Raw genomic sequence first — 22,667 nt, forward strand, 5'->3', positions numbered from 1 at the left:
GGCACGGACTTCGGTAAAATAACCAATGAGCAGGTGGCAATGGTAGCATCATTAATTAACACAAGGCCCAGAAAATGTCTGGGCTACAAGACGCCCCTTGAAGTCGCATCTGTTGCACTTCGAGATTGAATGTAGGAAATAAAAAAATCAGCAACCAAAATTTTTCTTTCAAAATTTCTTGACAAAACCATCCGCTTTATAGTATTTTCTTAGTTCAAAAGCAGGCTGTATGCCTGCTTAGCTTAAATTGAAGGGGGGTAGAGAATTGTATGCTTTAGGAACCCATCTTTTAATTGAGTTGAAAGAGTGTAATGCCGAGATCTTAAAAAATTTAGACGAAGTAAGAGACGCATTAGTCTCAGCCGCAAAAGAAGCCACTGCAACAATCATAGATGTATCCTTCCACGAATTCAGCCCATTTGGGGTCAGCGGCATGGTCGTCATCGCAGAATCGCATATCAGCATCCACACATGGCCCGAGTATTCATATGCAGCAGCAGACATATTCACATGCGGCGATACGATAAAACCCGAGATAGCAGCTGATTACCTTATCAAAAGATTTCAGTGCAAAAGCCCATCAGTGGTAGAGATGAAAAGAGGGCTACTCAGCATGGAGAACCGTAAACTACCGCATAAGTTTACCGATGAGGAACCCCAGATGGTCACTTGAGCGGTTCTTTGCCTTTTTCTGCTCTATCGGTAAGTGCGGCAATGCCGGGAAGTTCCTTTCCTTCAAGAAGCTGAAGGGATGCTCCACCTCCTGTCGATATAAAGGATATGGCATCTGAAACACCTGCCTTTGTTACAGCAAGGTCTGTGTCACCTCCTCCAACGATTGTCATAGCATATGCATCTGCCACCGAACGGGCTATGGCAAATGTGCCCCTCGAAAAGGCATCTATCTCAAAGACACCCATGGGTCCATTCCATATGATTGTTTTTGCATCCTGAATAGCCTCTGTGAACAACTTTGCCGAGGCAGGCCCTATATCCAGTGCTCGCCAGCCACGGGGTATCTCTTGAGTTGTAACTATCTTTGTCTCTGCCCCAGGCTCGATGCTCTGGGATATAACGCAGTCCACAGGCAGGTAGAATTTCACCCTGTTTTTTATAAGTGTTACCCTTATCTTTTCTGCAAGCTCAAGCATCTCGGGCTCAACCAGAGAATCGCCCACCTCGTAGCCCATAGCCTTGATAAAGGTAAATGCCATTCCTCCACCAATAATTACCTTATCCACTTTATTTAAAAGGTTCTCGAGCACACCTATCTTGCCTGAGACCTTTGCGCCTCCAAGCAGTGCCACAAATGGCTTCACAGGACTGCTTACTACTCCCTGAAGGTATTCCACTTCCTTTTTAAGGAGAAACCCCGCAACTGCCGGAATAAACTTAGGTATTCCCACTGTAGAGGCATGTTTTCTGTGGGCTGTGCCAAATGCATCGTTAACATAGTAATCTGCAAATACCGAAAGTGCTTTTGCAAAGTTCTCGTCGTTTTTCTCCTCCTCTTCGTGAAACCTTAGGTTCTCGAGCAAAACGACATCTCCAGCCCGCATCTTCTGTATAATTGCCTCTGCCTGAGGCCCTATGCAATCCGGGGCGAACATGACCTCCTTATTAAGCAGTCTCTGAAGCCTTTTGGCAACCGGGGCAAGGCTGAATCTTGGCTCCGGTTTACCTTTGGGTCTTCCAAGATGCGAGGCAAGGATTATCTTTGCACCTTCGTCAATGGCATAGTTTATCGTAGGCAAAGAAGACCTTACTCTCCTGTCATCGGTAATCATCAGCTTGTCATCCAGAGGGACATTGAAGTCAACCCTTATGAAGACCCTCTTGCCCTTTATCTCGATATCCTCTATCGTGAGTTTATTAAGAGTCTCCTTTGCCTGATAAAACTCTCTGTTTTTTATAGCCATGGCTTACCCTTTCTTTGTAAGATATACTATAAGGTCCCTGACCCTCGAACTATAGCCCCACTCATTGTCATACCAGGCAATAACCTTTGCCATCCTGCCACCGATAACCTTTGTAACAGTGCCATCCACTATTGCCGAGTGGGGGTCTCCGTTAAAGTCCGTTGAGACAACAGGGTCTTCTGTATACTTGAGTATTCCATTTAGCCTGCCCTCTCCTTCTTCCTTAAATGCCTTGTTAATCTCCTCTGAAGTGACATCCCTCATAAGCTCTGCCACGAGGTCAACGACAGAGACATTTGGGGTTGGCACCCTGATTGCCATTCCATCGAGCTTGCCCTTAAGCTCTGGCAGTACTAATCCAACTGCCTTTGCCGCACCTGTTGTGGTTGGAATCATATTCATTGCGGCTGCCCTTGCCCTTCTCAGGTCCTTATGCGGAAGGTCAAGAATTTTTTGGTCATTGGTATATGAGTGTATTGTAGTCATCAGTCCTCTCAGGATACCGAATTTACTGTGAAGCACCTTTGCAACAGGCGCAAGACAATTCGTTGTGCACGATGCATTGGAGATAATCCTGTGCCTTTCTGGCTCAAGTATATCCTCGTTAACTCCCATACAAACAGTAATATCCGGGTCTTTTGCAGGAGCAGATATTATGACCCATTTAGCACCTGCCTTCAGGTGTTTTTCAGCGCCCTGCCTGTCAGTGAACCTTCCTGTGGATTCAAGCACAATGTCCACCTGAAGGTCCTTCCATGGAAGTTTCTCAGGCTCTGTGACTGCCAGCACCTTAATCTCCTTCCCGTCAACCGAGATTCCGCTATCTACTGCCCTAACATCTGCGACAAAGATGCCATGCACAGAATCGTATTTTAGAAGATGGGCAAGGGTCTTTGAATCTGTAAGGTCATTCAAGGCAACTATCTCAAGCTCCTTATAACCCCTCGATGCCCTTAGAAAGTTTCTGCCTATTCTGCCAAAACCATTAATTGCAACCCTTATTGCCATATTAAGACCTCCTATAAAGAATTTTTCAGACTGTTTATGACAAACCCTGTAAGAAGCTTTGGGTAGAAATAAGTTGACTTTGGAGGCATACGAAGGAAAGAGACCGCAACCTCCTCAACCTCCATAACAGTTGTCGAATTAAGAAAAAAGGCAGCCGCATATCCTCCGCCTTCAACCTCAGCCTGAGCCCTTCCTGCATCCATCTCGTATGAGATGCTGGGGACATTAAGAAGTCTTTTCAGTATCATCTCATCCAATATTACAACATCCAGCTTTCTTAAAACAGGCTGGATGTCCTTGAGGTCATTACCTCTGTATCTCAGGATATACCTATTTCCCTTAATGGAAAGCCCAAATGTATGTTTCTGTCCGCTTATGGTATTGGATATATCGGCATCAGAAGGCAGTTCCTCTATGGAAAAATAACCCGAAAGTTTTTTTATTATATCCCCGCTTACATTTATCAGTCTGTGTGCAGGCAGGATGGTTAAGCCATCCTCTGCGATGTTTGCAAGGAACATGAGGACATAGTTGAATGGCTCATCCCCTTTTGCTCCATGCATGGACTTTTGATACTCAAGTGCAGTCTCATATCTGTGGTGTCCATCTGCTATAAAAACCGCCTTATCCTCGAGGTCAGCCTTTATGGCATTAATCGAGGAGGTATCCGAGATAAACCAGAGCCTGTGAACTGCACCATCCATATCCTTTGCCTCCATATAAGGCTTTTGTTCCTTTATTGCCCTGTCTAAAACAGAAGATGCCTTTTTTTCAGGGCTTCTGTAAAGTGCAAATATCGGGCTTGTGTTGGCAGAACTTTCTTTAAGCAGAGCCAATCTGTCATGTTTTGGCTTTGAGTGCGTGCATTCATGAGGATATATGCCTTTACCTAATTCCTCAAGCCTTACAAGACCATAAAAACCCGTAAGTCTCTTTTGCACAGACCTCACCGTATAAAGCATCTCATAGGCATAAAAGCATGGAGTTTCGCTCCTTTTCAATATCCCCTCCTCGAGCCATTGCCTGAGATATGTCTTTGCCCTTGTATATTTGTTATCCGTCTCAGTGTCTTTCTCGAGGTCTTTTCCTGAATCTACCCTTACGATATTATATGGACTTTTTTTATAAAGCTCTTCCCGCAAGACAGACGTAATAATATCATACGGCGGAGCAGTAACATCATCTGCCGAAACTGTCTCAGTGTTATAAAAAATCCCTTTAAATGGAATGACTTCTGCCATCTCTAAACCTTCTTGCTGGTTTTATAACCCATATCTTAGCATGGTTTAAAGAAAGGGTCAACGACTACAGAGACTTGAAATTATCGCATCTCTCAGGTATTTTTAATAGGGGGTGTAAGGCTTAAACCTAAAGGAATGCTAAAAGCCAAACTATTAATACTTTTTATATCTATTGGTATTGTTGGACCGTTTAGGATTCAGGCTTATTCCGCACAAAATGAGGAGAACTGGGAATTAATAGATGAGACCAATACAGAGTCTTACTACTACGATACAAAAAGCGTAGTCCGTCCCTCCAAAGATATTGTTCAGGCGATGGGGAAAATAATTACAGAAAGCCAAGAGAAGACAGATTTAATAGAAATCAACTGTGAATTTAAGGAATTCCGCATACTATATTCCATAACACATACTGCGGATGGAAAAACAATAGAGCAAGAGTCGCCTCTCGAATGGGAACTCATTGACGAAGAATCAGCCTCAGCGATATTGTTCGAACTTTTATGCAGATAGTGGACGGTAGGGGATTTGAACCCCTGACCTCCAGAGTGCGATTCTGGCGCTCTCCCAACTGAGCTAACCGCCCTTTACATCTTATGACAGTAAGAGCATATACGGCTGGGTTTTGCCCTGAGCATAGCAGGAAAGCCTGTTTTTCCGTGAGGGTCATGGCATGTAATGCATGTCATCTTGCCATCCTGAAGAGGCAGATTGCTTACCGGCATTGTTGGCAGTACATCCACCTCATGCTCATTGGGAGCTAATCTATCTGGATGACAACCTAAACAGAGCTCAGAAAGAGGTGCATTAAGAAGTATCTTGTCACCCATTTTATGGGATACATGACATATTGCACAGTCTTTCTTTATTTCAGGGATGTCCTGCCCCTCTGAAAAGACAAACCATCCACAAAGAAAAATCATAATCAGACCTGCTTTAAGAACCTTCATACGAGCACCCTTAAATATTTTGACATCTTGACTTAAGTATAACACTTTTTAAAGTCAATAACTATGTAAGTTCACACAGCCATGCTTGTTCTGGTATAATTTCAACATGAACTTGACTGAAAACGCATTAAAAGTCCTTAATGCAAGGTATCTTCTTAAGGACGAAAAAGGACATGTCATCGAGACCCCTGAGGAGATGTTTCAGAGGGTAGCAGGCACAATAGCAAGTGCCGAAAGGCTTTACGATGGCGAGGAGCCATCATACTGGCAAGGTAGATTCTATGAGATAATGTCAGACCTGAGGTTTCTTCCCAACTCCCCTACCCTCATGAATGCAGGAAAAGACATTGGACAGCTTGCCGCATGTTTTGTGCTTCCAGTGGAAGACTCGATGCAGAGCATCTTTGACACGCTTAAAAATGCCGCATTGATACTTCAAAGCGGAGGCGGAACAGGGTTTTCGTTTTCGAGGCTCAGGCCTCGTGCCGATATTGTCCGCTCAACAGGAGGCATTGCGAGTGGCCCTGTTTCTTTCATGAAGATTTATAACACTGCAACCGAGGTCATAAAGCAAGGTGGTGCAAGAAGAGGCGCTAATATGGGAATACTCAGGGTTGACCACCCCGACATAATAGACTTTATAAAGGTAAAAAGGGCAGGCGCAGAACTGACGAACTTCAATATATCCGTTGCAGTAACAGATGCATTCATAGAGGCAGTCAAACAGGATAAAGAATACGAGATTATAAACCCCAGAGGTAAAACAACCATAGGAAAACTAAATGCAAAAGAGGTATTCGGTGAGATAGTGAAAAGCGCATGGGAAACAGGAGACCCGGGGATCGTCTTCATAGACAGGGTCAACAGGACAAACCCAACCCCGCATATCGGACAGATAGAAAGCACAAACCCCTGCGGAGAACAGCCACTTCTTCCATATGAGGCATGTATCTTGGGCTCCCTGAATGTCTCAAGATATGTAACTACCGATAAAAAGATTAATTATGATTCCCTTAGATATGACATTGTGACCTCGGTAAGGTTCCTCGATGACTCCATAGATGTCAATAAATATCCAATTGCCTCTATAGAGGCAATGCACAAAGGCAATAGAAAAATAGGGCTTGGCCTTATGGGCTGGGCTGATATGCTCATACTCATGGGCATCCAGTATAACGGCAAAAAGGCATTCCGTATTGCAGGGGAGCTTATGAGATTCATCAGGGATGCTGCATGGACATCATCGTCCCAACTTGCTCAGAAAAGAGGTGTATTTCCTAACTTTAAAGGCTCTATTTATGATAAGGAGGGAATGCCAAGACTAAGAAATGCCACACTTACGACCATTGCACCAACAGGCACGCTGTCTTTAATAGCAGATTGCTCATCAGGCATAGAGCCCCTGTTTGCACTGTCCTTCAAAAGACTGATATTAGACACAGAGCTTTACGAGGTTAATAAATATTTCTTTGAAATGGCAAAAGAAAAGGGGTTTTATTCGGATGACCTAAGGCAGAAGGTCATAAAAAGCGGACACCTAAGGGGTATAAAGGATGTTCCTTTGGATGTAAAAAGGCTTTTTAAGACAGCCCATGAGATTCCTCCTGAAGACCATATAGAGATGCAGGCAGTCTTTCAGCAATACACTGACAATGCAGTTTCAAAAACCATCAATATGCCTCACAAGGCAAAAAAAGAGGATGTGGCAAAGGCATATCTCTTAGCATATGACAAGGGCTGTAAAGGCATCACTATATTCAGATATGGCACTGAAAAAAAAGGCACACTCATTAAATACTCGGAAGTGGATTAAATATAACGGAGGGAATAATGATTCTTGGAGTCAATATCGACCATGTAGCAACATTAAGGCAGGCAAGAGGAGGCATAGAGCCAGAGCCTTTAATGGCAGTAACGCTGGCAATCTTAGGCGGTGCAGACGGAATCACAGTTCATCTAAGAGAAGACAGAAGACATATAAATGACAGGGACCTCAGACTCCTAATGGAGTTTGTGCCAAATGAGCTTAACTTAGAGATGGCAGGCACAAAGGAGATGATTGATATAGCCCTGAAGAGTAAGCCTGATATGGTTACATTAGTCCCAGAGAAAAGACAGGAGCTTACAACAGAGGGCGGGCTTGACCTTAAAAGACAAATCGCTTCAACGACAAGGGCAGTAAAAACCCTTCAGGGTGAAGATATACCTGTAAGCCTTTTCATAAACCCCGATAAAAAGGATGTGGAGCTTGCAAAGGCAACTGGTGCAGAGATGATTGAAATACACACGGGTATGTATGCGAATGCAAAGGGCAGGCAGAAAGAAAAAGAGCTAAAAAGGCTCTATGTAGCAGTGAGCTTTGCAAAGGACATAGGGCTCACTGTAAATGCAGGACATGGACTGAATTATTTTAATGTCGGAAAGGTGGCTGAGATAGAAGGACTAAGAGGACTATATATAGGACATAGCATCGTTTCGAGGGCTGTTTTAGTTGGAATAGAAAGGGCTGTAAGAGAGATGAAGGCTCTGATAGAAAGCACTGTAAGATGATATACGGCATTGGCATAGACCTCGTAAAGATTCAGAGACTAAAAGAGGTTGTCGAAAAATGGGACAGGAGGTTTCTGGAGAAGGTCTATACAGACTCTGAGATAGCCTACTCATATGAAAAGAAAGACCCATATCTTTCGCTTGCAGTAAGGTTTGCCGCTAAAGAAGCCCTTATAAAGGCAATAGGCTTTGAGATGCCTGTTTCGCCAAAGGATATAGAGGTAGTGAATCTAACGGGTGGAAAGCCTTCTTTGAAGATAAGCGGAAAACTAAAGAGATTCTTCGATGAAAAAGGCATTCGGAATGCCCATCTCAGTTTAAGCCACGAGAAGGAATATGGCGTTGCATGTGTTATAGTAGAGGGATAATGGAAAAAATCGTTAAGATAGCGTTTGTGCTTATTGCTGTTTTTTTATCCACAGATAGTTTTGGGGAGCAGACGATAGTCATTGGTTTCGATGGTAATCCTGACCCTAAAGGCGTGCCTTCTGGCTGGGAGCTTAAGGAGAAAAAAGGCAAGGCAGACTTTAAAGTCCTTACAGAGGGTGAAGAAAAGGTCATTTTCATGAAAAGCGTCGTTTCCTCTTTCTCTCTTCAAAAAGACATAAAAATAAACCTGAAGGAGTATCCGTATCTCACATTCAGGTGGAAGGTAGTCAAGCTTCCCGATGGAGGAGATGTGAGAAAGGGCAAGACAAATGACCAGGCACTTCAGACCATGATTGCATTTGAGGAAGGAAAGATATTGAGTTATATATGGGATACAACTGCGCCTCAAGGCACAGTGTCAGAGGAGTCTGTCCCATGGCCTATAAGTCTTCAAATCAAAGTCCTTACGCTAAAGTCAGGCACTCAGGAGCTTGGACAATGGGTTACCATCACAAGAAATGTGTATGAGGACTTCAACAGACTCTTTGGGGAAGAACCGCCTCCTATCGAAGGCATAAGGGTGCAGATTAATTCACAGCACACAAGAAGCACTGCTGAGAGCTATTTCGGAAAAATGCTATTTAGGAAAACAAAGGACTAAAAACATGAGACAGTCAAAGGGTATAATCCTTGCAGTAGCTTTCCTTGCCTTATTCATGGTAACTGCATTGGCTATTGGACAGGAAAAGACATTCTCGATTAAAGGAAAAGTAAAAGACAAAAGAGGCTATCCTATCTCAGGTATAAATGTAGTTATCTCAGGTGCAGAGATTAAAAAATCAGCTGTAACAGACTCTAAAGGGGAATTCGTTTTTAAGGGTCTTGTCTCAGGAAGGTATATAGTGCAGGCATCCAAGAGAGGTTATACCTTTGACCAGATAATGCTAAATCTTAAAGAGGATGTAACGATGGATATAAAGGCTGTAACTTCGCCAAAGGAAAAATAAGCGCCCCCTGGGTGGCTCGAACACCCGACACCAGGTTTAGGAAACCTGTGCTCTATCCTGCTGAGCTAAGGGGGCTAAATGATATTATACAACAAATCGGAAACTGCCTTATATGATAATCCCTGTCCGTAATCCGTAGCCAAATGCCCATAGAGATTCTTTATGTGTCATTCTGGCTTGTCCAGAATCTTTCTTTCGATTCCGAACAAGTCGGAACGATTCCCGACGAGCGGGAATGACAAAACTGTGGGTCATTGCGAGCACCCTGAGCTTGTCGAAGGGTCGAAAGGTCGAAGGGTCGAAGGGTGCCCTCAATGACATTTTCTATCGGCAACCTATGGGATTGCTCCGACAGTTTTTATGGACAAGTAAGTGTGTGGCAAGCATTGCAGATCTTATCCGGAGCGCTATTGCAGCCACTACTAACGAGGAATTTACAGGAAACACCCCCGTTTTCAAAGTAAAGGTGTGGGTCATGGCATGAAGAGCACTGAACCCCATAGTTATATCCTGTCTTATACCTGCCTACAGGGGATTCGTCTTTACCTCTGGCTATACCCGGAAGGTCTCTAAATTTTTGTTTAGTAGGTCTTAAAAGCACATCCGGATTTGCAAGGGCATCACCCACGGTCTGCCACGGGTATTTAATCCTAAACTTTTCCGTTAACGTGCAGTTGGCTATTGACTCAGCTATAAGCTGGTCATTCATTGGAACAGAATATATATGGTGGCTTGGGTTTGTTCCTAAAAAACCCGAACATGCATTTGTCATGCTCTGCTCGTTTGTGTCAAGACATGTGCCTGTCGTTTTCATCTCAATCCGTGTGGTTCTGCTATAAACCCTTCCTATCCCTACTGTTCCGTCATGACAGCTCATACACATCTTTGAGGCTCCATCAACTGCCCTGCTTGGCATTGTAGTAGCATTTATGACAAAAGACTTCTGATTGGTAAACCCATATGTGGCGCTTGAAAGCCTGTGGTTCCAGAGAGGGCCGTTTATAAGTGTTGCGTCAGTAGTTGCAGAGTGTGGGGTGTGGCAGAATATGCAGATTTGAGTCTCTGAAACTGCCACTATATTGCCAAGGCCTGTATTTGAAAGATTATGCTTGTTATTAGGGTCTGTGCCAAGATTTCCAATGCCTCCTATGACTGCCTCTGCATCAAACCTTGAGCTATGTATTATAAGTCCGATAAAAATACCTGCTATGATAGCCACAACGGTTATAATTACATTTCCTCTGTTTCTCATAATACCAATCATCATATCCTTCATAGCCACCCCCTGATGTCCATACTAAATCATTATAGCAAAAAATATGCTAAGTCAACAACTCATCTGCATCATTTTGTCATTGCCACATAGACACCATCCCAATCAGATGAAGGTGGGGTTTTAATAAACTCAACACACCTCGCTGAGAAAACAGAAGATGGCTTATCGCCATATTTACTATAGAGGGAATCGAATAAAGACTTTGCCTTTTCAAAATCCTGATGCCTGTAAAGCCCTAATGCCTCACCAAACCTTTCTATTAATGCCTTATCCGGATTCCTTAAAAGCTCGTATATAGTAACAGGCTTATCCTTCCCTTTTACCTTTATAAGGTCAAGCTCCCTGAGACCTGCCTTTAGCTCGGAGAGTCCTGTTATCTTACTTTCATCTAATGTATTCATATGTTCAACCGTAAATTCGGTTACCAGTATGTGTGTCCCATACATCTTGTTTAAGCCTTCGAGCCTCGATGAAAGGTTAACCGTATCGCCTATCGCAGTGTAGTCGAATCTTACATCAGTGCCCATGTTTCCAACGATTGCATCTCCTGTGTTTATGCCAATGCCTATGTCTATTTCCATAAAACCTTTCTGCCTGAATTCATCGTTGACTTCCTTAAGTTTCTCTATCATCTCTATACCTGTTTTACATGCCACGACAGAGTGCTCGGCAATGTCAAGCGGCGCATTATACACTGCCATTATGGCATCTCCTATGTATTTATCCAGCATCCCTTTATGCTTAAGCACAAGCTGGGTCATTGGCCCAAGATAGTGGTTAAGCAAAAGGACAAGGTTTTCTGGAGAGAGCTTCTCTGAGATGGTTGTAAAGCCCCTTATATCAGAGAAAAGAACAGTTATCTTTCTTTTTTCACCTCCGAGCTTAAGAATATCGGGGTTTTTCATTATCTGGCTTACTAATTCAGGAGAGACATAGTTTGTAAATGCCTTTTTAAGGAATCGGGTTTTCTGCTCCTCTACGAGGTTTCTATAAGCCTCTGAGCCTAAATACGACAATGTTATCGAAAGTATTGGGAAAATCACGGATGTATTTAAAAGATATTCTTTGAATAGCACAAAGTTTAATGCCGAATAAAGCCCTATTGCTCCAAGAAAAATAAGGAGTGCAGTTATAGTCCTTCTAAAAAGACTTAAAAGGACGGTAAGCATTATAGGTGAGAATATGATAAAAAACATCTCCAGCCCTATAACCCTACCGTCCCTTATAAGGAATTCCCTTTGTAGCACAGACGATGCCACTGTGGCATGAATCTCCACGCCTGGAAGGGTTGCATCAACAGGGGTTACCCTCAGGTCAGCAATCCCTATCTCCGTAGTCCCTACAAAGACCAATGCATCCTTTAGGGCATTCGGCATCAGCCTTCCCTCGATTATATCTACCGAAGAGACCGTATTAAAGATACCCTGCCTGCCGTAATAATTCAGAGCGAGCCTTCCTGATTCATCGGTAGGAATCAGCCTGTTACCTACTAAAAGCCTGTCTAAGCCATATGAAGCAATGTCTAAGATAATCTCTCCTCCCAGATAGTGTTTGAGAGAAGCCAATGCCAAAGAGGGATATATCTCACCCTCATAAAGCATTAATAGCTCCGAAAGCCTGATTACTCCGTCGCTATCAGGAATCACATTAAAGAACCCTGAGCTGAAGACACTTTCCGATATAAGAGGTATATTGGTTTCTGCATAAGGGTAAGAGGCAAAAGGCACCTCCTCTACACCTTCGGCTATCTTAATGACCTTTACCCTCGATGGCAGAAGGACATCGGATGCTTTAGTCTCCTCGTGCCTGAAAAAATACCCTGCAATTACATTTCCTGCCTTCATCATGGAATCTGAAAGCACCCTGTCAGAGGCTAAATTCGATGGCTCCGAGAACACTATATCGAGGGCAATGGTTTTTGCTCCGTATGCCCTGAGCTTATCTATCAACTCGGCAATAACCCTTCTATTCCATGGCCATCTGCCAAGCTCATTTATGCTCTTTGAATCTATTGCGGCTATAACGACATTTCCGTCTGGCTTAACGGGGGGCCTTAGTTTAAACCTTGCATCCTTGAGCCTCAGGTCTATACTGCTTAAGAAATCTATCTTCTGGCTATAAAGGAATAAGGCAATAGCGGCTGATATAACCCCTATGCCTAAGAAGATAAGGAAACGCCTCATTTATCTATTACGCCTAAGATGGTATCCACATTGTTAATATGTTTTCCAGTCGGAAATTCCCTCTTATACTGAAGAAGTCTTTCCTTTGCCTCTGATTTAAAGCCCATCTCAAAAAGGGTCATGCCTGTAAGATAAAGGGCTGTTTCCCTTTGGGGCGCAGTTGGATATTCCTCGAGCACAAGCAGATATTCCGAAAGTGCGGCTTCGGAGTTTCTGAGAAACCTCGAATAAACAGCACCTCTTTCGAGCCTTGCATCTGCCCTTATATCAACCTTATCGGTAAGGTCAAGTGCTATCTGGAATATGTAAAGTGCATCATTGTATTTTCCCGAGTCGGCAAGATAATGGCCATAGTTTATGTTCCATCTTGCCACTATATGTGGCAGGTTGTTCGATTCCTCCCAGTCCTTTGGAGGCGTTGCAGAGGTTATATTGTCAAACCCTTTTTTTGCGGTATAAAGCGGTGTATCGGGTTTGATGTCCACAGGGTCTGAAGGCGTATATCCCCTTGTGTTCTGAACCATTGTATCAGCACTCAGGGCTTTTTGAGAGGTTGCATCCCCTGAGACCTCAGCAACGCCCTCGTTTCCAAAAAACACATTTGCCTCACCCTGAGTCATCATCATAAATTCGGTGCCTTTTATCCCTGCAACTGCAGTGGGGCTTTTCACCTTATAGTCCACTTTTTCGCCTGCAATCTTGGTGACAGATGCCCTGAGTTTGCCCTGCGCAACAGTGAACACACCGTCCTTCTTGTTCTTTGCAATCACAAGCTCTGTTAGCTCAATCTCCGTGCTGTTTGCAAGCGTAAGCCTGCTTCCATCTATCAATGTCAGCACTGCCCATCCATCAGAGCCTGTCTTTACCCAATAGCCACTCTGAAGGGAAATCCCCTTCTTAGCGGTCTGATAGGGAATATTGTTTTTCTCCCTGTATGAGACAATTCCGCTTAGCTCCGTAATCTTGCCGACCTCCGAGCTATATGCAGGGATTGTGTAAATCAAAATGATTGTAAATGCCAATATTATCCGTTTCATTATCCGACCTCCTCAAACTTTTTTTGCGTTTGTTTCACCCTACTTTGTCCTTAAGAGCCCTTCGTAAATCGTTATGACCCTGCTTGTATTCGATGAGACAGCCTTTATCTTCAACTGCCATTTCTTTTTGCCTTTAAATGGGGTGAGTGTGCCACTTATAACAACATCTCCTGATACACCCTGAGTTACCCTCAACAGAGGACCCCCAGCATCTGCAAGCTCTCTTATAAATACATCGGTTAGCTCTTTACACTCTCTGGTAAGATTTCCCTCAATGTCTTTAAATCCTTCTATGACTACTGACCTTTCGGTTTTTTCCATTCCCTCATGGCAGTGCCCACAGCTAACCGCTCCTTCCATCAACCTTTCTGCAAACATCTGTATCACACCTCTCAGTTTAGGGAGGTTTTCTTTTATAATGCCTTCTGAAAACACAACCGAAGGGAAAACAATCAGACAAACCGATGCTACGGATAAGACCCATTTTTTCATTTCACCACCCCTTTTGCCTTAAAGACAAAGTCATAGTTTAGAATGTCCTCCCACTTATAGCCCTTGACAGTGGACCTTGTGTCGTCTCCATCTCCATATGGATTGCCGGGTATATAAAACCAGTTCAAGATTGCCTCGCCAGAGTGTCTGAGGACGAGCCAGTATCTACCTTCATTAAGGACTGGCAGAGGCTCGTTTGGTTTGCTGAATGAGAAATCTATCCAGTAATATCCTTGACGCCTGCCTTTTATGTCAGTCAGGAAAACAGGTAAAGACCTCTGTCCTGAAAGACTTGGCTTTCCACCTTCGTCTTTTACAACATCCACAAAAAGCGAGCCATCGCCTCCGAATTTGTGCATGGCAAGAGAAACTCCCTGAAGTGCCATAGTGCCTCTGAGCTCAAATGCCTGTGCATATACATACCTCGAGGTCACATGCTCTGCGGTCTCTTTGTCCAGTATCTTTACTGCCTCGTTTCCTACTACCTGATAAAGCTCGACAAGGCTTGGAAACTCCATATTTCCAAATTCAACAGGGCCCTTCTCAGGAGGCGGCTTGACCTCAGGCTCTATCAGGGCTAAAGGTAATGGTCTTTGGGCAGATGTCTTTGCCAAAAGATTATTGCTCAGGATATATGCCAGAGGCGCAGTTTTTTCTGTATTGAGATTTATGTTAATATCGTCATTGCTGAAGGATGCCTCTATATTCTCGCTATATTGAGGCAGATACGGAGATGCCGACCACCCATCGTTAATATCCTTTGAATCCAGTCCATGTGTCTGCTTTATATGCCTTGAGGACAGAAATTGTCTTGACTGCTGTGGGTCATACGAAAGCCATCCTAAGTCAGGGAAAAAGATTTCAATCCATGCATGCCCGCCCTGTCCCATATCCTGAACAAGATACCCTCCACTAACAGGAACCTTCCACTGCCTCTTGAGAGAGATTCCGCCCACAATCCTCGATGGTATCCCGGATGCCCTAAGAAGTGACATCGAAAGATGCGCAAAGTTCTGACAGTTTCCAGTGCCTGTCCTCAGGGTGTATAAGGCATCGAACTCAGGAGGGTTGTAAGTGTATTTTATATTGTCCGCTACCCAGTTCAGGATTGCATCCACTGCATCATACTCTGTGACTGCATTGCCTGTCAGTTTCCTCGAAAGGGCTATAATCTCCTCATCGGTACTCTGAACTTGCGATGTTGGCTTAAGAAATACCGCCTCTGTCTCCTGAATGTTTTTAATCGGAAATACCGCCTCACTTGCCATTGTGGTTAACTCTGAGTTCAAAGACGCATTGAACGATACCTTGATAGAGACATCCTGCTCGAGCCCTTCCCACACTACCTTTCTAAAGGTGTTTCCAAATCCATCTGTGTCTTCTTTAATAGATGTAGGGTTGGGGCTGAATTTTATTTGAAGGTCTTCTATGGACTGGGATGTTGCCTTGTTTGAGTATATGACTGGGACTGCAAACCTGAATGTCAATTTATCGACCTTCTTGGGAACGCTAAAGTTTATCTGCTGATTCATTTTTATAGTGCTTTTGAGCCTGCCATCGAGTATAAGGGTTTTGGCAAAGCTCGGATGTAGTGGAAATATAATAGCTATTAAGAGGCATATCAGTAAGAGAGTCTTCAGTCTTTTTAACATTTTTCCTCTCTTATTTTTAAGGCATAAATATTTTCATTCACCTCATTTACTTTATGCTTAACGGGATATTCCGAAACTGAACCTTAAAGGGATTCTCACCGAGCTTAAATGAAAGCTCAAGCACAGCTACCTGATTTATCTTCTTTAAGACCTCTTCGGAGCTAAATGTTGCCTTCATGGCAACATCTAAGATAAGGGTATTGACTGCCGCATAAGAGCCTCCCTCTCCTCCAAGCTGGATTGTCCTTGCGGTATATTCGTTTCCTTCGCTATCGAGTATCCTTGAGCTACCAAAAAGTGTAAGCCTTCTGTCATGTGCCTTATTTATAATATTTACCGAGCAGGTCACTGTCTGTCTTGACAGGTCACAGCCCTCGAACTCAAAAACAAAATCCTCGATTCTTTGAGAAGCGATTGTCTGCACCCCTTTTGTCTCACCTATGGTTTTAGTGGGAACGGTCTCTAAAACCGGAATCAGCTCTACGATTCTCTTTGTCTTTGCAATGTCTATTGTCTTAGAGGCAATCACCTTCCCCGTGTATGTATTTATAAGGTCGATGGATACCCTGATTTCCTTTTCAAAATTCTCCACGGTCCCTATTACGATAGCTCCGACCTTTGCCTCAGTGCCGATTTTTTTAACTACTGCCGACTCATAAGGAACGGATATCGACAATTTCTGTTGTGTTAGTATACTTTTAAACTCTGACCTTTCAAGAACCTCAAAGCCATTGGCAATACCTTTGAGCTTTGTCGAAAGCTCATCCGATAGAAAACTGCCAACTGCCATAGCATTACCTTTGAGGTCTCCAAAATCCGCCACAGCAACCCTTTTCCTTCCTATCTTGCCCATATTGTCTGCAATGAGCTGTGAGAGGTCTTTTAGCTCATCTTCATAGGCATAAGAATAATTTAATGGAAGAAAAGCCAATACCGCTACTGTAATTATATAAATAATCTTACGCATCCATGCACCCCTTTTAATTTTTTTGGGAGGGAGAAAAAGATTTCTCCCTCCCTTCTATGTTATTTCAGCACAAATGCAACCTTTGCCTCAGCAAGGAATCCTCCTTTTTGGTTGGCTGTAAATATCCTTGCAGAGTCATCCGATGATACCTGAAGGTCAGATGCAGTCACAGACGCAGATGCCTGAACTATCAGGGGGTTTTTCACACCTCTTGAGCCTAATGCGGCCTTTGCCTTGTCAACGGTGTTTGTATATTCGCCACATCCCTGCTCAACAAGGACCTTCTGACTTATCTTTGAGGGGTCATAAAGGACCTCGCCTTTTGGCGTAAAAACCCTGTTGATAAGGGCAGGTCTGAAGTCCTGTCCAGTTGCATCGATGATAAGCCCGTCATAAGTGGCATCCAGTGTTACAGGCTGTTCGGGCTTGTATGAAGGCTTTGGCTCTCCTGTTACTGTCTTCTTTACATTAGGGTCTCCTAAGAGCTTTTCATACATGGTCTTTCCAAAGCTCTGAGGACCAGTCATTCCAACCTTCATCATTACAATGGCTGATTCCTCATCGGCATTGTATTCCTGATAAATCACCTGTGCACCCTTTACAAAACCTGCAACAGCGGCCCTTACCACATCATACTGTAGCTCTGCATCCTTAACCAGGGTGTCTCCTACGATTGCTACCCCATCGAGGAACTCGGCAAGCTGACGGTCTGCAAGAGTAGTAGCCGCCCTTTGTGCAGTAAGCCTCTTTTGCGCCTTAGACTTTGCAGTTGGAGATGGAAGTCCTTCGGCAAAAACTAATATGTAGTCGTTCACGAATGCATCTTCAGCAGACGGTGTGACAGATAGATTGTTCTGGTTCAGCCACTCATTTGCCTTGAGAAACCTCTCGTCTATCATTGCCCCTTTTTCCTCCTGAGCAAAAGTATAGCCTGCCACCCCGACTATCAGAAGGAGCAATAGAACAAAGCCTTTTTTTCTCATATTATCCTCCTTTTTAGTATATGTTGAGCCTCTGCCTTAGCACCCTTATGGCAAGTAAGGCTTCTGCTCCATCAAGTGCATCGGTTACCCTGAATTCTCCTGAAAGCTCTCCTTCCATAATCCCTCTGGTAGTCATATTCATGACTGCATTGTAAAGCGGTGATGTAGGCCTTACATCTGGAAAAGGAGAGTTTTCCTGTCCAAAGTATGCAGTGGCTAATTTTTCGTCCCCTGTTAGCTTAATCAGGATATCTTCGAGGATAAATGCCATTTCCCCTCTGGTTACGCTGTCTGTTGGCTTAAACAGATATGCCTTTGTCGTCTCATCGTATTTAGGCTCAAGACCCCTCACCTTCCATTTAAGGATTGTAAGTATCTCCTCCTTAAACTGATGGTTGAGTATATCGGCAGGGGTAAACTCTGCCTCGAGCTTTTTGATCTGGGACTCAACAGGGATTCTGCCTGCGAAAACCTTATCTATCTTCATCTCGTCAATAAGGAGTGCGGCTAAATCCCCGCGTGTAACAGAGTCTTTTATGGCAATCCTCTTTCCGACATCGCCTACTGTGATTCCAGCCATTGCCCTTACAATCTTATCTGTTTTCTTCCATGCCCTATCTGCCTTCTCATGCCACTTGCCTTCTCTTTTTGCATTAAGGACATCTGCATACCTGTCCCTTGCCTTCTGAAACTCCAATGCCTCGAGATAGGCATCTCCCATAAAGTAGTGTACCGACTCTGTGCCCTGATAGTAGCTGAGCCTTCTTTCGTCCACCGTGAGGTCAAGGGCATTTTTATAAGCATCCTCCGAAGTTGAAAGCCAGTTATCTAACTTTAAAGCAGTGTAGACCCTGATTTTCGCAACAAGATAATTAAATTCATCCTCAGGGCTCTTTGAGAGCTTCTCTGCCTTCTTAAGATGCTCCAGTGCCCTTTCAACCTCAACACTTTTGAAGCCGGCATCTGCCTGAGCCTTTGCCTTCTCTGCTGCCACTATGGCTAATCCGCTTTGTGCCTGAGAGAACTTCTCATCGCAGAAAAGCGACCTGTCGAATTTCTCCTTTGCCACATCGAGCTTTCCATCTTCAAGTGCCTTCATCCCTGTCAGGTAGTGGTGCTCTGGATTGTCCTCTGGAGCTGTGCACCTTGCAATTGGCTTTTCACAACCTGTGGCAAAGCACAGGGCTAATACACCTAACAGTAATAAAACCAATATCTTTCTTCTCATAGAAAACACCTCCTTCGTTTCACACCTTTCATTAGGTGCCCTTTCAACTATTTTTTCACAGGTGCCCTTTCAACTATCTGTCCTACCCTTAACTTTGCTATGGCAGGTGGCTCTCCCTTGATAACCACCCATGAATTCTCTGTGTCAACCTGATTTGACACCACAAGCTCAAGCGGAAGTCTTACCTTATTGCATGTTGTTTTACCTGACATCGGGTCTTTCATCTCATTGAAGGTATACACATAAAGCAGTTCCCCGGGCTTCAGTCCATGACTCTCTCCTATATTTATCGTTGCAATCTTTTGCTTTCCATCGGAGCTTGTCCTTACCTCCCATATATAGCCCTTGAGACTGAAGTATTTCGAAAGTTTTGGTCTTATACCCCCAAGGGATTTGGAAGCCGCCTTCTTCATTCCGCCAATCATGGAATCGTAGTTTGGATAGGGGATTTTTCCTATTATATGTTTGCCCGTGACCTTTTCGGAGACGACTATCTGGCCTGTCTCTACATCTATAACCCTTACTGTCACCTCTGTGGAAACATTCCAGCCCTCCTGAGATTCCATTCCTGCTGTTGCCGCAAGTCCTATAAGCATGCCTGCAAGACCAAGTTGTTTACCTACATCCTGAGTTTGCTTCTTGGTCTGTGTCAGGTCTATATAGGAGAGGTTAACATTGTTCACAGCACCTGTTATTATGTATTCGACTCCTGCAAGCTTGCCTAATTTCGTAAGTGTGGTGTCATCCGCTAATCCAGACTGCTGAAACTTCTGCTCCTCCATGACCTTCTGCATATCGGCTCTGCTGTATATCCTTGCTCCACCAAGATTTACTATCTCGTCTACGACTCCTTCTTCTATGCTTTCAGAGAGCTTTGCATTTATCTCCCTCTGTATGCTCTGGGATTCTGCCTCAAACTGTGACGCTTGAGCGGCTCCCCACACAACACCACCCTGACCAGCTGCTACACCGCCTGCCGTAGCACTCTGACCTCTGCCCCTGACATTTGACTGAACCGTACTTGCATAGTCAAATGTCGTGTTGTTCTGGAAATTGACGATTGCAACACGGGGGATTGCGGTTTCATATACCCTCTTACAAACATCGGGAACACTCTCTTTCGCTATGGTCTCGGGAAGAAATGCCGTAGGGTCAATCTTTGGAATCGTTACACATGATACTAAAAACGATACACAGATAATAAGCGACAAAAACCTTCTCATTGCAGTCTCCTTCCTTAATTTTCTATAATTTTCTATGGCTCACAAAGCAAGCCTTTATGATTCTTTAAAACCTCACTTCAGGTAATTTACCGTTATCGCATAAGGCGAAAAGTTTTTGCATATTTTTGCTGTCCTCCAACTCATCTTCGGTAATAATATCATATAGCTCTAATTGTGTCATCTTGAGCATAGGCGCTCAGGAAGCTGATTATTTGGGCTATTTGTCTATTTTTCATGGACATACCCATTCATATTTTTCAGTCTTATATAGCCTTACTCCATAACCACGCTTCGAATCACACATAGTATAGCCAACAGACCACCAGCAAGGCTCAACTATGCATTCAAATTCACAATTGTTTATACAACTGTAATACACCAACTCAAAACAAAGCCAAAAAGAGCGATACAAGTATTTTCCTATATAGGCGTCACAATACCACACTGGTTGACAGCTGTAGCCACCAAAAAAAGCACACGAGCACCCACCAATAGGTTCCCACTGCCCCGCATCCGGTACCCTTACATACTTTGTATCGGATGTTCCACACTTAGGACAGGTTGCAGTTATACCTAACGACCCACACGCACTTGAGCCTGCAGTAAGCACTCCTTCCGATGTTATACTCCCGCCTGTGCCTGAGACAGACCACTCCACAGAGCCAAGGCATCCGGTAACCTTATAATCATTACTTTGATTCCTCAGCATTGTGTCTTTTGCTTGGGTTCCATCCTCGTTTACTATGGTAATGGTAGGCTCACAACCAACTAATACTCTCTTTCCTACTATAGCACCCTGTTCTTCTCCCATAGTCCCACTAAATACGAGGATGTATTCTCCCTCGGTCTTAGGCTCTGGTGTAGAGGGTGGCTGAAATGAAACACTCTCTAGAGCCATTCTTTTTTAGGAATGAGGCTATCATAGTTCCAGAGATACGAATAAGCCGCCAACTGCAGAGAGGTATAACCCTGAATATACCAAACCCTATCTAATTTCCCATCTTTAGCATACTGCTCCACAAGCTTGGCAGTCGTATTTTCTTTTGTAGGATGTGGATAATTCTTGAATATTGTATCTTCGCTAAAGAAGTTGGCATTGGTATATTCAGAAATGCCATAAGTTGAAATAGATGGGTCTGTTGACCATGTAGCCTCAGGATTTTGACCATTGTATTTATTCTGGTCCCACAATGCAGATATTGTAACTGGTGCAGAAGGGTCAGAGACAGCTTGCTTGAAAATAGAGGAGTCAACTTTGATGGCCAAATAATTTAATGCACGGTAGTTTTTCTTTGCCCAGCTTTCGTATGTCCGAGTTCCGATGGTGATACCACCTAACTCAAGCGGGAAGACATGAATATCATTCCTCGTATGTGCTGGAACTGAGGAATCTGCGATTAAATGCATAATCTGACCTAACGCCCTAAAAGTATTTGCAAAGTTTTGCTCTCTGGTAGTTTTGTCTGTAGCTGTTAAAGCCTGATAATAGTATTCCCTTGCCTTCTGCCATGACCAGTTCCCGATAGGCTCAAGCCACCACTGGTTTTGAGCAAATAGTAAAGATGACATGCCTAAACTGGAGTCATTAAGTCCTGCCTTATCCCACGCATTAGTCGGATCATGGAAGTGATTGAAGGAACGGTTGAAGGGAGAGTCCTCTTCTCTGGCCCCGTCCATAATTAAGTCTTCTATGGTCTTATTTTTAAACTTTGTAAGAATGCCAAGGCCTCTCCTCTCTTGTCCTCACATTCGGCAATTCGATAGTCACGAAATAATTAGCTGGCAAAGAGCCATATTCAAATACAGGGTTTACATCTTTATGCTCAGGGTAACAGCCATAGCCAGGTTTGAATATCCTCACACTGGGATACCTCTCCCATCCACTTAAAGGTCTGAATGTAAATATCCTGTTTGCAGGTATCCTGAACCCTCCATTCTTGTCTGTCAATGTCTCCTGTGCATCTGCAAAATAGGTTATACCTCCTGCAAGATTATAGTGCTCAGTCTTGTAAACTATTAACACAGCCGCTCCTTCAAGAGGCTCTTTTGTCTCTTTATCTATTACCTTTCCATAATAAGGCTTGTATTTATGAGTGATAGCAGATGTGGCAATAAAAAACAATACAACCACAACACTTAAAACCATACACACACCTTTAAAAAACTTTTTAATCTTTCCACTTGGCTTTTCCATCAACTTACCTTAAAACTGCTGTACCTTCCATAACCCATTTTCATCTCGCACAAAATATATGTAGTATGTTACCTCTCCAACATCTTCCATTCTTTTAATCCTATACTCTGCTATATCTCCTTCTACCAAAATCATTTCTATATTCTGCATATTAGATGCAATCTCAGGAAGCAAATTCAAAAGAGTTGTGAATAGATAGCGGTATCTTTCCTGCGATGAACTAAGGAAATATCCCATCGCCCCTTCTACATCCCCTTCTGCCAACTCACTCCTCATCCCCTCCCACTTCCCTTTAAGCAAAGCATCCATCTCTGCCTTTGAAAGCACAGTGATTGCAATCACATCCCAATAGCTATTGCCTTGACTGTCTATGACTACTACTGTTGGA

General features: G+C 43.6%; 24 protein-coding genes and 2 tRNA genes. 7 read left to right on the plus strand and 19 right to left on the minus strand.

Translation table 11 applies throughout. The features are described from left to right. Positions 1-265: 265 nt before the first annotated feature. Complete coding sequence (gene speD, locus HY805_09320) at positions 266-673, plus strand: adenosylmethionine decarboxylase (protein MBI4824409.1); 408 nt, start codon at positions 266-268, stop codon at positions 671-673. On the opposite strand, the gene HY805_09325 is transcribed toward speD, so the two are convergent. Genes HY805_09325 through HY805_09335 form a run of 3 tightly spaced genes read right to left on the minus strand, consistent with a single transcriptional unit; the run spans position 666 to position 4,168 of the window. Continuing rightward, the gene (locus HY805_09325; protein ID MBI4824410.1) at positions 666-1,919 is read right to left on the minus strand and encodes a phosphoglycerate kinase; all 1,254 of its coding nucleotides are present in this window, start codon (positions 1,917-1,919) and stop codon (positions 666-668) included. The two genes, speD and HY805_09325, sit on opposite strands and share 8 nt — an antisense overlap. Positions 1,920-1,922: 3 nt before the next feature. Beyond that, positions 1,923-2,927 (minus strand): type I glyceraldehyde-3-phosphate dehydrogenase, encoded by a 1,005-nt coding sequence (gene gap, locus HY805_09330; protein ID MBI4824411.1) that lies wholly within the window; start codon positions 2,925-2,927, stop codon positions 1,923-1,925. 11 nt (positions 2,928-2,938) lie between these two features. Next, complete coding sequence (locus HY805_09335; GenBank protein ID MBI4824412.1) at positions 2,939-4,168, minus strand: DUF1015 domain-containing protein; 1,230 nt, start codon at positions 4,166-4,168, stop codon at positions 2,939-2,941. A gap of 135 nt (positions 4,169-4,303) precedes the next feature. On the opposite strand from HY805_09335, the gene HY805_09340 reads away from it, so the two are divergent. After that, a complete protein-coding gene (locus HY805_09340) occupies positions 4,304-4,681 on the plus strand; it encodes a hypothetical protein (GenBank protein ID MBI4824413.1) in 378 nt (125 codons plus the stop codon). On the opposite strand, the gene HY805_09345 is transcribed toward HY805_09340, so the two are convergent. Together HY805_09345 and HY805_09350 are read right to left on the minus strand one after the other, a co-directional pair. Continuing rightward, positions 4,682-4,754: transfer RNA gene (locus tag HY805_09345), tRNA-Ala, on the minus strand. 1 nt (position 4,755) lies between these two features. Beyond that, the gene (locus tag HY805_09350) at positions 4,756-5,118 is read right to left on the minus strand and encodes a cytochrome c3 family protein (GenBank protein MBI4824414.1); all 363 of its coding nucleotides are present in this window, start codon (positions 5,116-5,118) and stop codon (positions 4,756-4,758) included. Between the two features lie 106 nt (positions 5,119-5,224). On the opposite strand from HY805_09350, the gene HY805_09355 reads away from it, so the two are divergent. The 5 genes from HY805_09355 to HY805_09375 are packed head-to-tail and all read left to right on the plus strand — an operon-like array spanning position 5,225 to position 9,044. Then, entirely contained in the window at positions 5,225-6,931 is a 1,707-nt protein-coding gene (locus HY805_09355; protein MBI4824415.1) for an adenosylcobalamin-dependent ribonucleoside-diphosphate reductase, read from the plus strand. 14 nt (positions 6,932-6,945) lie between these two features. Beyond that, on the plus strand, positions 6,946-7,668 hold the full coding sequence (locus tag HY805_09360) for a pyridoxine 5'-phosphate synthase (protein ID MBI4824416.1): 723 nt from the start codon (positions 6,946-6,948) through the stop codon (positions 7,666-7,668). Continuing rightward, positions 7,665-8,036 carry a holo-ACP synthase gene (acpS, locus tag HY805_09365; protein ID MBI4824417.1) on the plus strand — a complete coding sequence of 124 codons (372 nt, stop codon included), beginning with the start codon at positions 7,665-7,667 and terminating at the stop codon, positions 8,034-8,036. The genes HY805_09360 and acpS overlap by 4 nt, the downstream gene beginning before the upstream one ends. Beyond that, positions 8,036-8,698 carry a DUF3047 domain-containing protein gene (locus HY805_09370; protein MBI4824418.1) on the plus strand — a complete coding sequence of 221 codons (663 nt, stop codon included), beginning with the start codon at positions 8,036-8,038 and terminating at the stop codon, positions 8,696-8,698. The genes acpS and HY805_09370 overlap by 1 nt, the downstream gene beginning before the upstream one ends. A gap of 4 nt (positions 8,699-8,702) precedes the next feature. Next, a complete protein-coding gene (locus HY805_09375; protein MBI4824419.1) occupies positions 8,703-9,044 on the plus strand; it encodes a carboxypeptidase regulatory-like domain-containing protein in 342 nt (113 codons plus the stop codon). A gap of 1 nt (position 9,045) precedes the next feature. Here the strand turns inward: HY805_09375 and HY805_09380 are convergent. The 14 genes from HY805_09380 to HY805_09445 form a co-directional block, all read right to left on the minus strand. Then, positions 9,046-9,119: transfer RNA gene (locus HY805_09380), tRNA-Arg, on the minus strand. 283 nt (positions 9,120-9,402) lie between these two features. Then, positions 9,403-10,311, minus strand: coding sequence for a hypothetical protein (locus HY805_09385; protein MBI4824420.1), 909 nt, complete (start codon positions 10,309-10,311; stop codon positions 9,403-9,405). Between the two features lie 77 nt (positions 10,312-10,388). Next, entirely contained in the window at positions 10,389-12,503 is a 2,115-nt protein-coding gene (locus tag HY805_09390) for an adenylate/guanylate cyclase domain-containing protein (protein MBI4824421.1), read from the minus strand. Then, on the minus strand, positions 12,500-13,540 hold the full coding sequence (locus HY805_09395; GenBank protein MBI4824422.1) for a FecR domain-containing protein: 1,041 nt from the start codon (positions 13,538-13,540) through the stop codon (positions 12,500-12,502). The genes HY805_09390 and HY805_09395 overlap by 4 nt, the downstream gene beginning before the upstream one ends. A 39-nt stretch (positions 13,541-13,579) precedes the next feature. Beyond that, entirely contained in the window at positions 13,580-14,032 is a 453-nt protein-coding gene (locus HY805_09400; protein ID MBI4824423.1) for a hypothetical protein, read from the minus strand. After that, on the minus strand, positions 14,029-15,684 hold the full coding sequence (locus tag HY805_09405) for a transglutaminase family protein (protein ID MBI4824424.1): 1,656 nt from the start codon (positions 15,682-15,684) through the stop codon (positions 14,029-14,031). Before HY805_09405 ends, HY805_09400 begins: the two co-directional genes overlap by 4 nt. A 46-nt stretch (positions 15,685-15,730) precedes the next feature. Further along, on the minus strand, positions 15,731-16,651 hold the full coding sequence (locus tag HY805_09410; GenBank protein ID MBI4824425.1) for a hypothetical protein: 921 nt from the start codon (positions 16,649-16,651) through the stop codon (positions 15,731-15,733). A 59-nt stretch (positions 16,652-16,710) separates the two neighbouring features. Next, the gene (locus HY805_09415; GenBank protein MBI4824426.1) at positions 16,711-17,634 is read right to left on the minus strand and encodes a hypothetical protein; all 924 of its coding nucleotides are present in this window, start codon (positions 17,632-17,634) and stop codon (positions 16,711-16,713) included. Positions 17,635-17,647: 13 nt separating this feature from the next. Then, complete coding sequence (locus HY805_09420; GenBank protein MBI4824427.1) at positions 17,648-18,862, minus strand: S-layer homology domain-containing protein; 1,215 nt, start codon at positions 18,860-18,862, stop codon at positions 17,648-17,650. A 47-nt stretch (positions 18,863-18,909) separates the two neighbouring features. Then, positions 18,910-20,085, minus strand: a complete 1,176-nt coding sequence (locus HY805_09425) for a hypothetical protein (GenBank protein ID MBI4824428.1) — start codon at positions 20,083-20,085, stop codon at positions 18,910-18,912. Between the two features lie 232 nt (positions 20,086-20,317). After that, positions 20,318-20,983: a hypothetical protein gene (locus HY805_09430; protein MBI4824429.1), complete on the minus strand. Its 666-nt coding sequence runs from the start codon at positions 20,981-20,983 to the stop codon at positions 20,318-20,320. Continuing rightward, positions 20,974-21,762 carry a hypothetical protein gene (locus tag HY805_09435; GenBank protein MBI4824430.1) on the minus strand — a complete coding sequence of 263 codons (789 nt, stop codon included), beginning with the start codon at positions 21,760-21,762 and terminating at the stop codon, positions 20,974-20,976. The genes HY805_09430 and HY805_09435 overlap by 10 nt, the downstream gene beginning before the upstream one ends. Positions 21,763-21,787: 25 nt before the next feature. After that, complete coding sequence (locus HY805_09440; GenBank protein MBI4824431.1) at positions 21,788-22,279, minus strand: hypothetical protein; 492 nt, start codon at positions 22,277-22,279, stop codon at positions 21,788-21,790. A gap of 9 nt (positions 22,280-22,288) precedes the next feature. Beyond that, positions 22,289-22,667, minus strand: a 379-nt coding sequence (locus HY805_09445; protein ID MBI4824432.1) for an adhesin, incomplete at its 5' end; no start/stop codon positions are given.

This window comes from Nitrospirota bacterium (assembly GCA_016207905.1).
Taxonomy (GTDB): Bacteria; Nitrospirota; Thermodesulfovibrionia; order Thermodesulfovibrionales; family JdFR-86; genus JACQZC01.

Excerpts from the sequence above, each read along its gene's own strand:
- HY805_09325 (MBI4824410.1), bottom strand. The coding sequence starts at position 1,919 with ATGGCTATAAAAAACAGAGAGTTTTATCAGGCAAAGGAGACTCTTAAT.
- gap (MBI4824411.1), bottom strand. The coding sequence starts at position 2,927 with ATGGCAATAAGGGTTGCAATTAATGGTTTTGGCAGAATAGGCAGAAAC.
- HY805_09335 (MBI4824412.1), bottom strand. The coding sequence starts at position 4,168 with ATGGCAGAAGTCATTCCATTTAAAGGGATTTTTTATAACACTGAGACA.
- HY805_09340 (MBI4824413.1), top strand. The coding sequence starts at position 4,304 with ATGCTAAAAGCCAAACTATTAATACTTTTTATATCTATTGGTATTGTT.
- HY805_09350 (MBI4824414.1), bottom strand. The coding sequence starts at position 5,118 with ATGAAGGTTCTTAAAGCAGGTCTGATTATGATTTTTCTTTGTGGATGG.
- HY805_09355 (MBI4824415.1), top strand. The coding sequence starts at position 5,225 with ATGAACTTGACTGAAAACGCATTAAAAGTCCTTAATGCAAGGTATCTT.
- acpS (MBI4824417.1), top strand. The coding sequence starts at position 7,665 with ATGATATACGGCATTGGCATAGACCTCGTAAAGATTCAGAGACTAAAA.
- HY805_09370 (MBI4824418.1), top strand. The coding sequence starts at position 8,036 with ATGGAAAAAATCGTTAAGATAGCGTTTGTGCTTATTGCTGTTTTTTTA.
- HY805_09375 (MBI4824419.1), top strand. The coding sequence starts at position 8,703 with ATGAGACAGTCAAAGGGTATAATCCTTGCAGTAGCTTTCCTTGCCTTA.
- HY805_09385 (MBI4824420.1), bottom strand. The coding sequence starts at position 10,311 with ATGATGATTGGTATTATGAGAAACAGAGGAAATGTAATTATAACCGTT.
- HY805_09390 (MBI4824421.1), bottom strand. The coding sequence starts at position 12,503 with ATGAGGCGTTTCCTTATCTTCTTAGGCATAGGGGTTATATCAGCCGCT.
- HY805_09395 (MBI4824422.1), bottom strand. The coding sequence starts at position 13,540 with ATGAAACGGATAATATTGGCATTTACAATCATTTTGATTTACACAATC.
- HY805_09400 (MBI4824423.1), bottom strand. The coding sequence starts at position 14,032 with ATGAAAAAATGGGTCTTATCCGTAGCATCGGTTTGTCTGATTGTTTTC.
- HY805_09405 (MBI4824424.1), bottom strand. The coding sequence starts at position 15,684 with ATGTTAAAAAGACTGAAGACTCTCTTACTGATATGCCTCTTAATAGCT.
- HY805_09410 (MBI4824425.1), bottom strand. The coding sequence starts at position 16,651 with ATGCGTAAGATTATTTATATAATTACAGTAGCGGTATTGGCTTTTCTT.
- HY805_09415 (MBI4824426.1), bottom strand. The coding sequence starts at position 17,634 with ATGAGAAAAAAAGGCTTTGTTCTATTGCTCCTTCTGATAGTCGGGGTG.
- HY805_09420 (MBI4824427.1), bottom strand. The coding sequence starts at position 18,862 with ATGAGAAGAAAGATATTGGTTTTATTACTGTTAGGTGTATTAGCCCTG.
- HY805_09425 (MBI4824428.1), bottom strand. The coding sequence starts at position 20,085 with ATGAGAAGGTTTTTGTCGCTTATTATCTGTGTATCGTTTTTAGTATCA.
- HY805_09430 (MBI4824429.1), bottom strand. The coding sequence starts at position 20,983 with ATGGCTCTAGAGAGTGTTTCATTTCAGCCACCCTCTACACCAGAGCCT.
- HY805_09435 (MBI4824430.1), bottom strand. The coding sequence starts at position 21,762 with ATGGACGGGGCCAGAGAAGAGGACTCTCCCTTCAACCGTTCCTTCAAT.
- HY805_09440 (MBI4824431.1), bottom strand. The coding sequence starts at position 22,279 with ATGGAAAAGCCAAGTGGAAAGATTAAAAAGTTTTTTAAAGGTGTGTGT.